Raw genomic sequence first — 13,105 nt, 5'->3', positions numbered from 1 at the left:
CTCCCTCACCGCCGTGGAACTGCGCAACCGGCTGAACACCGCCACCGGCCTCCGGCTGCCCTCCTCCCTCATCTTCGACTACCCGTCCGCGACCGTGCTGGCCCGCCACATCCGCACAGAACTCATGGGCGAGGAAGGCCCGTTGACGACGCCCTCCCCGGCCCCCGCACCGGCCGTCGCGGGCGACGACGACCCCATCGCCATCGTCTCCATGGGCTGCCGGTTCCCCGGCGGCATCGCCTCCCCCGAAGAGCTGTGGCGGCTCCTCGCCGAAGGCGGCGACGCCGTAACCGAGTTCCCCGCCGACCGGGGCTGGCCGCTCGACGAGCTGTACGACCCCGACCCCGACCGGCCGGGCACCTCCACCACCCGGCACGGCGGATTCCTGCACGACGCCGCCGACTTCGACGCCGGATTCTTCGGGATCTCCCCGCGCGAAGCCCTCGCCATGGACCCGCAGCAGCGGCTCCTCCTGGAGACCACCTGGGAAGTCCTCGAACGCGCCGGACTCGACCCGGCGGCGCTGCGCGGCAGCCCCACCGGGGTGTTCACCGGCGTCAACTACGCCGACTACGCGTCCGTCGTCGCCCGGTCCGCGGAGGGCGAAGGACACCTCCTCACCGGCAGCGCGCCCAGCGTCGTCTCCGGCCGCGTCGCCTACACCCTGGGCCTCGAAGGGCCCGCCGTGACCGTCGACACCGCCTGCTCCTCCTCCCTCGTCGCCCTCCACCTCGCGGGCCAGGCCCTGCGCGCCGGGGACTGCACCCTGGCCGTCGTCGGCGGCGTCGCGGTGATGGCCACCCCCGGCGCCATCGTCACCTTCTCCCGCCAGCGGGGACTCGCCGCCGACGGCCGCTGCAAGGCGTTCTCGGACACCGCCGACGGCATGGGCATGGGCGAAGGCGCGGGCGTACTGCTGCTGGAACGGCTCTCCGACGCACGCCGGAACGGCCACCCGGTGCTGGCCCTCGTCCGGGGCAGCGCCGTCAACCAGGACGGCGCGAGCAACGGCCTCTCCGCGCCCAACGGCCCCTCCCAGCAGCGCGTCATCCGGGCCGCCCTCGCGAACGCGCACCTCGCGCCCGGCGACGTCGACGTGGTCGAGGCGCACGGCACCGGCACCACCCTCGGCGACCCCATCGAGGCACAGGCCCTGCTGGCGACGTACGGTCAGGACCGGCCCGCCGAGCGCCCGTTGCTCGTCGGATCGCTCAAGTCCAACATCGGCCACACCCAGGCCGCCTCGGGCGTCGCCGGAGTCATCAAGACGGTCCTGGCCATGCGGCACCGCACGGTCCCGCCGACCCTGCACATCGACCGGCCGTCCACCCAGGTCGACTGGGGGAGCGGCGCCCTGACCCTCGCCACCGAACCCCGCCCCTGGCCCGAGAGCGGCCACCCGGCGCGCGCCGGAGTCTCCTCCTTCGGGCTGAGCGGCACCAACGTCCACACCATCCTGGAACAGGCCCCCGAACCGGACGTCGGCACGGCGGATCGCACCGAACTGGCCCCCGGCACGGCGTGCACCCCCGAGCCGGACCGGGTCCCCGTGCCGTGGCCGCTGTCGGCCCGTACCCCCGAAGCGCTGCGCGCACAGGCCCGGCGGCTGAGCCGGCACCTGGCCGCCGACCCCGGCGCGCACCCCGCGGACATCGGCCTCACCCTCCACGGCCGCACCGCCTTCGAACACCGCGCGGCGCTTGTCGGCGACCGCGAGGAACTCCTCGACGGACTGCGCGCACTGGCCGACGACTCGTCAGCGACGGCTTACGCGCCCCAGGACGCCGACGCCCGCGCGGTATTCGTCTTCCCCGGCCAGGGCTCCCAATGGATCGGCATGGGCGCCGAACTGATGGCGACCCAGCCGGTGTTCGCGGACCTCATCGCCGAGTGCGAGCAGGCCCTCGCGCCGTACGTCGACTGGTCGCTGAAGGCCGTACTGCGCGCCGAGGACGGCGCGCCCACGTTCGAGCGGGTCGACGTCGTCCAGCCGGTGCTCTTCGCGGTGATGGTGTCGCTGTCCGGCCTGTGGCGCGCGTACGGCGTGCGGCCGGACGCCGTCGTCGGCCACTCCCAGGGCGAGATCGCGGCGGCCTGCGTCGCCGGAGCGCTGTCCCTGGACGACGCGGCGCGGGTAGTGGCGCTGCGCAGCAAGGCCCTGCGTGCCCTGTCGGACGGCGGCGGCATGGCCTCCGTCGCGCTCCCCGCCGACCAGGTGCGCGAATGGATCGCCCGCTGGGGCGGCCGGCTGTCGGTGGCGGCCGTGAACGGGCCCGTCTCCACCGTGGTCTCCGGCGACGTCGCCGCGCTCGACGAGCTGATGGCCCAGGCGGAGAAGCGGGAAGTGCGCGCCCGCTACGTACCGGTCGACTACGCCTCCCACTCCGTCCACGTCGAAAGCATGGAAGCCGAACTCCTCGTGGAACTCGACGGCCTGACGCCACGACAGGCACACGTGCCGTTCTACTCCACCGTGACCGGAGCACCCCTGGACGGGATCGAACTGGACGCCGGGTACTGGTACCGCAACCTGCGCCGGACCGTGGAGTTCGAGAAGACCACCCGGGCCCTCCTCGATGACGGATTCCGGCTCTTCGTCGAACCCAGCGCGCACCCCGTCCTCGCCGCCGCCGTGCAGGAGACCGCCGACGCCGCCGGGCGCGACGCCCGCGCCATCGGCACCCTGCGCCGCGACGACGGCGGCCCCGCCCGTATGCTGCGCGCGCTCGGCGAGGCATGGGAGGGCGGGCTGCCGGTCGACTTCTCCGCCGCCTGCCCCGGAGCCCGCCGGGTGGACCTGCCCACCTACCCCTTCCAGCGCGAACGCTTCTGGCCGCAGCCGGAGGCGGCGGCGCGCGGGGACATCGGCGCCGCGGGCCTCGACAGCGCCGGCCACCCGCTGCTCGGCGCCGCCATCGACGTCGCGGACTCCGGGGAACTGGTGCTCAGCGGCCGGCTCTCGCAGCGCACCCACCCCTGGCTGGCCGACCACCGGGTCTCCGACACCGTCCTGCTGCCCGGCGCGGCCTTCGTGGAACTCGCCGTGCGCGCTGCCGACGAGGCCGGCTGCCCCGTGGTCGAGGAACTCACCCTCCAGGCCCCGCTGTTCCTGCCGCCCGACGCCGTCCTCCGGCTGCAACTGCGGGTGGGCGCCGCCGACGCCGACGGCCGCCGCACCATCGACCTGTTCTCCCGCCGCGAGGACGCCGCCACCGACTGGACCCCGCACGCCACCGGCGTCCTCGGCCCCGAGGCCGCGAGCGCCGAACCGCCCGCCGTCGAACCGTCCGCCGCCGACGCGGCCTGGCCCCCGCCCGGAGCCGAGCCGATCCTCGTGGACGACCTCTACACACGGTTCGGCGCCTCCGGATACGGCTACGGCCCCGCCTTCCAAGGGCTGCGAGCCGCCTGGCGGCGCGGGCGCGAAGTCTTCACCGAAGTCCGGCTCCCCGAGGACCAGCAGCCGCACGCCTCCTCGTACGGTCTCCACCCCGCCCTGCTCGACGCGGCCCTCCAGGGGCTCTGGCTCGGTTCCCGCGACGGCTCCGGCGATGGCTCTCGCGACGGCTCCCGCGACGGCTCCGGCGACGGTTCCGGCGCTCAGGCCGAGGCGGGCGCCGCCGGGCTGCCGTTCTCCTGGGGCGGCGTCAGGCTGCACGCCGCCGGGGCCACCACCCTGCGCGTACGGCTCGGCTACGGTGCCGACGGCACGGTCTCCATCCACGCCGCCGACCCGGACGGCCGCCCGGTCGCGACGGTCGAGGCACTGGCGGTGCGCCCCGTCGACCTCGACGCGCTGCGCGCCGCCGGAGCGGGCGCGGGCGACTCCCTCTTCCGGACCGAGTGGACACCGCTGCCCGCAGCCGGACCGGCCGAGCACCTCGGACACTGGGCGGTCATCGGCGGCGGGGACTTGTTCCCCGACAGCCACCCCGACCTCGCGGCGCTCGGCGCGGCCGTCGACGGGGGCATGCCGCTGCCCGCCGTGGTCGTCGCCCCCTGCCTGGCACAAGAAGCCAAAGCCGACGCACCGTCAGTACGCGCCGCCCTGAACCGTGTTCTGCGGCTCACACAGGAATGGCTGGCCGACCCCCGCTGGGACGGCGCGCGGCTGGTCCTGCTCACCCGCGGAGCCCTCGCCACGGACCGCGGCGAACAGCTCACCGACCTCGCCGCTGCGGCCGTCCGCGGACTCCTGCGCTCCGCGCAGTCCGAACACCCCGACCGCTTCCTGCTCCTCGACACCGACGACCCGGCGGCCGTCGCCACCCGGCTCCCCGCCGCACTGGCCTGCGGAGAACCCCAACTCGCCGTGCGCGGGCGCTCGTTGCTCGCCGCCCGGCTCGTACGAGAGATGGCGGACAACACCGCCAGGGCGTGGGACGCCGACAAGACCGTCCTCATCACCGGGGCCGGGGGAGTGCTCGCCGCCCTGGTGGCCCGTCACCTCGTGACCGAACACGGCGTCAGGCACCTGCTGCTGACCGGCAGGCGCGGCCCGGACGCCCCCGAGACGCTCGCCCTGGCCGCCGAACTCCGGGAAGCGGGCGCGCAGGTGACCGTCGCCGCCTGCGACGTCGCGGACCGCGCCGCCCTCGCCGCACTCCTCAAGGGCGTACCGGAAGAGCATCCGCTCACCGCCGTCGTGCACGCCGCGGGCGTCCTCGACGACGCACTCATCGAATCGCTCACGCCGGAGCGCATGGACCACGTGCTGCGCCCCAAGGTCGACGCGGCCCTCAACCTGCACGAGCTGACGGAGGGCATGGACCTCGCGGCGTTCGTCCTGTTCTCCTCCGCGTCCGCCACCGTCGGCAACGCCGGACAGGGCAACTACGCGGCGGCCAACGCCTTCCTCGACGCCCTCGCCCAGCGGCGCCGGGCCCAGGGCCGCCCCGCCCAGTCCCTGGCCTGGGGACTGTGGGCCGAACGCAGCGCCCTGACCGGCACCCTCGGCGACGGCGACCTGCGGCGGATGGCCCGCGGCGGCACCGCCGCGCTCTCCACCGACGAGGGGCTGGCGCTCCTCGACGCGGCGCTCGCCTCCGACGAACCGCTGCTCGTCCCCGTCAAGCTCGACCTCGCCCGGCTGCGGGCGGCGGCCCGTACCGCCCCCGTGCCCCCGCTGCTGTCCGGGCTGGTCCCCAGCGGCGTCCGCAGGCGTGCCGCCGGTACGGACGACGCCGAGGCGGGATCGCTGCGCCGGCGGCTGGCCGCACTCGGCGCCGAGGAGCGCCGCGCGGCGGTGCTCGACCTCGTACGGGCCCGCGTCGCGGACGTGCTCGGCCACCGCGGCGCCGAGGCCGTCGACCCCGAACGCGCCTTCAAGGACCTCGGCTTCGACTCGCTGACCTCCGTCGAACTGCGCAACCGGCTGGGCGCGGCCACCGGCCTCCGGCTCCCGGCGACCCTGGTCTTCGACCGGCCGAGCCCGGCCGAGGTCGCCGCGTACCTCACCGGACGGCTGCTGCCCGACGACGCGCCCTCGGGCCGGGAGGGCGGCGAGAGCACCGATGCCGAGATCCGCGACCGGCTCGCCGCGATCCCGCCGGCGGCGCTGCGTCGGGCGGGCCTCCTCGACGCCCTCCTGAACCTCGCCGACGGCCTCCCCGGGACGGCGCCGACGGACGACGAACCCCGGCCGCCGGAGAACGGCGCCGAGACCATCGAGGACATGGGCGTAGACGACCTCGTACGGATGGCGCTGGGCGGCGAACGTGACTGAACCGCGCGGGCAAGAAGGGAAGACGATGTCCACGGACCGGGTCGTGGAGGCGCTGCGCGCCTCCCTCCAGGAGAACCAGCGGCTGCGCGAGACCAACCAGCGGCTCGACGGCGAGGCCCGCGAACCCATCGCGATCGTCTCCATGGGCTGCCGCTTCCCCGGCGGCGTACGCACCCCCGACGAACTGTGGGAACTGCTGGTCAAGGAGCGGGACGCGGTCTCCGCGTTTCCCGACGACCGCGGCTGGGACGTCGAGGGCCGGTACGACACGGACCCCGACGCGCCCGGCACCTTCTACGTCCGCGAGGGCGGGTTCCTCCGCGACGCCTGCGACTTCGACGCGGCCTTCTTCGGCATCTCGCCGCGCGAGGCCCTGGCGATGGACCCTCAGCAGCGGCTGCTGCTGGAGACGTCCTGGGAGGCCGTGGAACGCGCCGGGATCGACCCGCTCACTCTGCGCGGCAGCCGGACCGGCGTCTACACGGGGGTCATCTACAGCGAGTACGGCTCCCGGCTCGGCCGGGTGCCCGACGGCGTGGAGGGGTTCCTGGGCACCGGCAGCATCCCCAGCGTCGCCTCCGGCCGGGTCGCCTACACGCTGGGACTCCAGGGCCCGGCGGTGACCCTCGACACCGCCTGCTCCTCCTCCCTGGTGGCCATCCACCTCGCCTGCCAGGCGCTGCGGGCCGGCGACGCCGCCCTCGCCCTCGCCGGCGGAGTGACCGTGATGTCCACCCCCGGCCTCTACATCGGCTTCAGCCGCCAGCGCGGACTCGCCCCCGACGGGCGCAGCAAGTCGTTCTCGGCAGCGGCCGACGGCGCGGGCTTCGGCGAGGGCGTCGGTCTGCTGCTCCTGGAACGGCTCTCGGACGCCCGCCGCAACGGCCACCCCGTACTGGCCGTGGTGCGCGGCTCCGCCGTCAACCAGGACGGCGCCAGCAACGGCATGACCGCCCCCAACGGGCCCGCCCAGGAGCGGGTCATCCGGCAGGCGCTGGACCGCGCCGGGCTGGCCCCCGGCCAGGTGGACGCTGTGGAGGCGCACGGCACCGGCACGGTGCTCGGCGACCCCATCGAGGCCCAGGCCCTGCTCGCCGTCTACGGCCGCGGCCGGCCCGCGGACCGCCCGCTGCGGCTCGGATCGCTGAAGTCCAACCTGACCCACACCCAGGCCGCCGCCGGGGTGGGCGGCGTCATCAAGACCGTACTGGCGATGCGGCACGGCCTGCTGCCCAAGACCCTGCACATCGACCGGCCCACCGAGCAGGTCGACTGGTCCGAGGGCGCGGTGGAACTCCTCACCGAGGCCCGCCCGTGGCCGTCCACCGGGGAGCCCCGCCGGGCCGGGGTCTCCTCCTTCGGCGCCAGCGGCACCAACGCCCACCTGATCCTGGAGTCCGTCGAAGAAAAGGCCGCAGTCCCGGACGGTGCGGCAGCCCCCGCGCCCGGCCCGGTGCTCTGGCCGCTCTCGGCGAAGACCGCCGCGGCGCTGCGGGCGCAGGCCGCCGCCCTCCACGCCCACCTGCTCGCCGAACCCGGGCCGCACCCCCTCGACGTGAGCCGCGCCCTGGCCCTCGGCCGGTCCCGGTTCGCGGAGCGGGCCGTCCTGGTCGGCGAGGACCGCGCCGAACTCCTCGCCGGGCTCGCCGCCCTGTCCCAGGGCGACCAGCCCGCGACGGGCGCACGCGGCACGGCGCCGCAGGGCGGCCGCAAGGCGGTCTTCGTCTTCCCTGGAACGGGCACGCAGTGGACCGGCATGGGCGCCGAACTCCTCGACAGCTGCCCGGCGTTCGCCGCACGGATGGCCGACTGCGAACGCGCCCTCGCGCCGCACCTCGACTGGTCGCCCACCGAAGTGCTGCGAGGCGCGCCGGGCGGGCCCGACCCGGAGCGGGTGGAGGTGCTCCAGCCGGTCCTGTTCGCGGTGATGGTGTCGCTGGCCGCCGTGTGGCGCGCCCACGGCGTCGAGCCCGTAGCGGTGATCGGCCACAGCCAGGGCGAGGTGGCCGCCGCCTGCGTGGCGGGCGCGCTGACCCTCGACGACGCGGCCCGCGTCGCCGTGGAGCGAAGCAGGGCGCTCGGCACCCTCCCGAGCGGCGCGATGGCCACGGTGATGATGTCGTCGGACGAGGTGACCGAACTCCTGACGCGGCGTCAAGCGGACGTGTCCATCGCGGCCGTCAACGGCCCGCGCGTGGTGGCGGTGGCCGGCGCCGAGGAAGCCGTCGGCGCGCTTGTCGACGACCTCACGGCCGAGGGCGCGATGGCCTGGCGGATGCCGGTCGGCCACGCCTCCCACTGCGGGGACGTGGAGGCCATACAGGACATGCTGCGCACGGCGCTGGCCGGCATCGCCCCCCGGCCCCCCGCCGTCCCCATGCTCTCCACCGTCGACGCGGCCCCGCCGGGCCCCGATGCGTTCGGCCCCGACTACTGGTACCGCAACCTGCGACACACCGTCCGCTTCCAGGACGCCGTACGAGCACTGCTCGACGTCGGACACCGGACCTTCGTCGAGATCAGCCCGCACCCCACGCTGACCTTCAACATCGAGGACACCGCGGCCGACTCCGGAGCGCCGGACGCCCTCGTGCTCGACACCCTGCGCCGCTCCGAGGGCGGCCCCCGACGGCTGCTGCTGTCCCTGGGCGCGGCCCAGGCGAACGGCCTGCCCGTCGACTGGCAACCGCTGTTCGACGGAGACGGAGACGGAGATGGAGACGGGGCCGGGGCGGGCCGGGCCGACCTCCCCACGTACGCCTTCCAGCGCCGCCGCTACTGGCTCGACGCGACCCCCGCCGGCGGAGACCCCTCGACGGCCGGCCAGGCCGACGGCGGCCACCCGCTGCTGGGCGCGGCCGTCGCCCTCCCGGACGGCGCGGGCACGCTCTTCACCGGTCGGCTGTCCCTCGCCGCCCACCCCTGGCTCGCCGACCACGCCGTCGCCGGCACGGTTCTGCTGCCCGGCGTCGCCTACCTGGAGATGGCCGCACACGCCGGCCGGCAGCTCGGTAGCGCCCTGGTCGAGGAGCTGACCCTCGCCGCACCGCTGCTGCTGCCCGGCGACCCGACGTCCGACCGGGCGGTGCAACTCCGGTTGCTGGTAGGGCCAGAGGACGCCGACGGGCGGCGGCCGGTGACGTTCCACTCCCGCTCCGAAGGCGCCGGGGGCGACCAGCCCTGGACCCGCCACGCGGACGGCGCCCTCGGCGTCCAGGAACCGTCGGCCGCGCCCGTACGGGCCGAATGGCCGCCGCCCGGCGCCGCCCCGCTGGACGTGGACGATCTGTACGACCTCCTGGAAGCCCAGGGAATCGAGTACGGACCGGCCTTCCGCGGCCTGCGCGCCGCCTGGCGCGACGGCGACGCGATCCACGCCGAGGTCGCGCTGGAGCAGACGCCGACAGCCGCCGACGGCGGTGGCTTCGGCGTGCACCCCGCCCTGCTCGACGCCGCCCTCCAGACGACCGGGCTACGCCCGACGGTCGGTCAGCAGGCAGCCGACGGCGTGCCGTTGCCGTTCTCCTGGAACCAGGTGGCGATCGAACCGTCCACCGAACCCGTGCTGCGCGTGACGCTCCGCCCCGACGGACCCGACGCCGTGACCGTACGGATCACCGACCCGGCCGGGCGCGCGGTCGCCACGGTCGGCTCGCTGACCCTGCGCGCCGCCTCGGCCGCCGCCCTGCGCACGCCCGCCGACTCGCTGTTCCGCCTCGACTGGACACCAATCGCCGCCCCCGACAGCCCGCCCCCGGCCGCCCGCTGGGGGATTCTCGGCCCCCGCGACGAACGGCTACTCCCGCCGGAGTTCGCCACCGAGCCGCTGCCCGCACAGCCGGGGGACGCCGAGGTCGTGCCCGACGCCGTGCTGCTGCTCTGCCCGCCCCGCGCCGCCGACGGACCGGCGGACCCGGAAGCGGCGCACCGGGCCGCCGCCGACGCCCTCACCCGAGTCCAGGACTGGCTGGCCGACGACCGCTTCACGGACACTCCCCTCGTGGTGCTCACCCGCGGCGCGGCCGACGCGGGGGAGCAGCCGGCGGACCTCGGCGCCGCCGCCGTCTGGGGCCTGCTCCGCTCCGCCCAGCTCGAACACCCCGGCCGGTTCCTGCTGCTGGACACCGACGGGCCGCAGGGGACCACGGCCCTGCTGACCACCGTGCTCGCGGCCGGCGAACCGCAGGCGGCGGTCCGCGACGGTCGGCTCCTCGCACCCCGGCTGGCCCGCCAGGACGCCCCCTCGCCCGTACCGTCCGCGCCCTTCGGCCCCGACGGGACCGTGCTGCTCAGCGGCGGCGGCGCCCTCGGCGGCGTACTGGCCCGCCACCTCGTCGCCGAGCACGGAGTGCGCCGCCTGCTCGTCCTCAGCCGACGCGGCGCGGAAGGCGCCGGCCTGGCCCCCCTCGCCGCGGAACTGGCTGAACAGGGCGCCGAATTGACGGCGCGCGCCTGTGATGTGTCGGATCGTCAGCAGCTGTCCGACGCGCTGGCGACGATCCCCGAGGAGCACCCGCTGCGCGCGGTCGTGCACACCGCCGGAGCCCTCGACGACGGACTTCTGGAGACCCTGACGCCGAAGCGCCTGGCAGCCGTACTGCGCCCCAAGATCGACGCCGTCCACCACCTGCACGACCTGACGCGCGGCTACGACCTGACGGCGTTCGCCGTGTTCTCCTCCGCCGCGGGCGTCCTGGGCAGCCCCGGCCAGGCCGCGTACTCCGCCGCCAACGCGAGTCTCGACGCGCTGATGGCCGTGCGGCGGCGGCTCGGACTGCCGGGCGTCTCCCTGGCCTGGGGGCTGTGGGAGCGGCAGAGCGGGCTGACGGCCGAACTGGCCGGCGCCGACCTGCACCGCATGGCCCGCAGCGGGGTGCGCGCGCTGTCCGACGAGGACGGCATGGCGCTCTTCGACGCGGCCCTGGCGGCAGACGGCGCGCTGGCCGTGCCGGTGCACCTGGACCTCGCCGCGTACCGCGACAATCCGCCGCCCCTGCTGCGCTCGCTGGTACGGGCCCGGCCCCGGAAGGCGGCCGCCGAATCGGTCCGGCAGCGGCTCGCCGCGGCCGGGGTCGGGGTCGAGGAGCGCGAGCGGATTCTGCTCGACCTCGTACGCACCCTCGCGGCCGGTGTCCTCGGCCACGCGGACGCCGAGGCCGTGCCCGACACCGTCGCCTTCCTCTCGCTCGGATTCGACTCGCTGACCGCCGTCGAACTGCGCAACCGGCTGGGGGAGGCCACCGGACTGCGACTGCGGCCCTCCGCCGTACTCGACAGCGGCACCCCCGCCAAGTTGGCGACGCTGCTCGGGACCGCGTTGGACGCCGCCTCCGAAGCCGCGGCCGCAGCGGAATCCGGGGCCGAGGACGGGGCGGAAGCGGTATCGGAGGTGCGGGCCCCCAGTGATCCGGTGCGGGAGGCCGGGCCGGAGTCGGACGCCGACCCGGTGAGCCTCCTGTTCCGGCAGGCGTGCGACCTGGGGAAGATCGACGACGGCCTCGCGCTGCTGAAGCACGCCTCCGCCCTGCGGCCGCAGTTCGACAGCGCGCGCGACTTCCTCGCCTCCGGAACCTGCCCCCAACTGCTGCGCCTGCGCGAGCGCGCCGACGCCCCCGTCGTCGTCTGCTTCGGCTCCGTCGTCGCCCTGGGCGGCGCCCACCAGTACGCGCGCTTCGCCGCCAGCCTGGGGGACCGGTTCGGCGTCAGCGCCTTGGACGCCCCCGGCTTCGTACCGGGCGAGGCGCTGCCCGCGGACATGTCCGCGCTCCTGGAGTTCCAGGCGCTGACGATCCGTCAACAGCACCCCGAAGCAACGCTGGTGCTCGTCGGATCGTCCTCCGGCGGCACCCTCGCGCACGGCGCCGCCGCGGCGCTGGAACGGCTCGGCGCGGGCCCCGCCGCCGTGGTGCTGCTCGACACCTACCTGTCCGACAACGCGGGCATCACGCAGTTCAACGACGTGCTGCTGGGCGGCATGTTCGCGCGCGAGGAGCGGGCGGCCCCGATGGACGGCACCCGGCTCACCGCGATGGGGGGCTACTTCCGGATCCTCGACGACTGGCGGCCGCCGGTCATCGAGGCGCCCGTACTGCTGGTACGGGCCTCCACCCCGCTCGGCGAGCCGTCCCCGGACGCCGGGGACTGGCGCTCGTCCTGGGCCTCCGCGCACACGGTCGTGGACGTGCCCGGCGACCACTTCTCGCTCATGGAACAGCACGTCGGGACCACCGGTGAGGCCGTCGCCGACTGGCTCCGCGCGGTCGTTCCCGCCGCCTCGGGCGCTGCCACGGCCGCTCCCGTTCCCGTTCCCGCGGACACGGCGCCCGCCGCCCCGGAGGCCCGTACCGAGGCCCGGAAGGGGGCCCGTAGCCAGGTCCGTACGGAAGGTCGTACGGATGCCGCCGAGGCCCCGGCCGCCGCCCCCGCCGCCCGCACAGACCACCCGCTGAGGAGGGACGCATGACCGCCACGCCGCATCAGGAGACCCAGAGCCCGCCGGCCCAGGCGCTGACCGTGCTGGGCGCCGGGGTGATGGGGGTCGGCATCACCGCGCTGGCCCTCGGCCACGGCCTGCCCGTCCATCTCGTCGACACCGACCGCGTCCGGCTCGACCGGGCGCGGGAGAAGGTCGGCGACGAGCTGCGGCTGGCCGTGTTGATGAGCGCCCTGCCCGCGGACACCGAGCCGGGCGAACTGACCACCGCGACCACGCCCGACGCCGCCGGACGCGCCACCGCCGTCATCGAGGCGATCACCGAGAGCGCCGAACTGAAGGCCAAGGTCCTGTCCGAGATCTCGGCCAAGGTGCGCCCCGGCACGCTGCTGATCACCAACACCTCGTCCATCCCGATCGACGAGCTCGCCGACGCCGTCGACCGCCCGGCCGAACTCGTCGGCACGCACTTCATGAACCCGCCCTACCTGATCAGGACGGCCGAGGTCATCCGCGGGGCCAGGACCGGGGACGCGGCCATGGCGGCCGTGGCCGCGCTGCTCGCCGCGGTGCGCCGGGAGGGCGTCGTGGTCAAGGACGCCCCCGGCTTCGTGACCAGCCGGATCCTGCATCCGATGATCAACGACGCGGCCCGGGTCGTGCAGGAGGGCACCGCCACCGCCGAGGCCGTCGACGCGCTGATGCAGGGCTGCCTGGGGCACCCCACCGGCCCCCTGCGCACCGCCGACCTCATCGGCATCGACAACCTCGTCGACTCGCTGCACGTTCTGTACGAACGCACCGGTGACGACGGCTGCCGCCCCTGCGACCTGCTGCTCCGGCTCGTCGCGGAGGGCCGCCACGGCCGCAAGTCGGGGGAGGGCTTCTACACGTACTCATGATCACCACCGCGCCCCGCGCCGCACACCCCTCTTGTATCTCTCGCA

Annotated in this window: 3 protein-coding genes; all 3 read left to right on the top strand. The window is 75.4% G+C overall.

The window, feature by feature from the left end:
• A partial coding sequence (locus AB0I22_RS34010) for a type I polyketide synthase (RefSeq protein ID WP_363134863.1) occupies window positions 1-5,725 on the top strand: 5,725 nt, incomplete at its 5' end.
• Window positions 5,726-5,750: 25 nt separating this feature from the next.
• Complete coding sequence (locus AB0I22_RS34005; RefSeq protein ID WP_363134862.1) at window positions 5,751-12,188, top strand: type I polyketide synthase; 6,438 nt, start codon at window positions 5,751-5,753, stop codon at window positions 12,186-12,188.
• Entirely contained in the window at window positions 12,185-13,060 is an 876-nt protein-coding gene (locus AB0I22_RS34000; RefSeq protein ID WP_363134861.1) for a 3-hydroxyacyl-CoA dehydrogenase family protein, read from the top strand. The genes AB0I22_RS34005 and AB0I22_RS34000 overlap by 4 nt, the downstream gene beginning before the upstream one ends.
• Window positions 13,061-13,105 lie beyond the last annotated feature (45 nt).

Source organism: Streptomyces sp. NPDC050610 (assembly GCF_040654875.1).
In the GTDB taxonomy this organism is placed as follows: domain Bacteria; phylum Actinomycetota; class Actinomycetes; order Streptomycetales; family Streptomycetaceae; genus Streptomyces.
Note: the sequence above shows the minus strand (reverse complement) of the source record. Positions and strands in the feature narration are given on the sequence as shown.

Bases quoted from the DNA above. Each gene is read 5' to 3' on its own strand.
- AB0I22_RS34005 (WP_363134862.1), top strand. From the start codon at position 5,751: ATGTCCACGGACCGGGTCGTGGAGGCGCTGCGCGCCTCCCTCCAGGAG.
- AB0I22_RS34000 (WP_363134861.1), top strand. From the start codon at position 12,185: ATGACCGCCACGCCGCATCAGGAGACCCAGAGCCCGCCGGCCCAGGCG.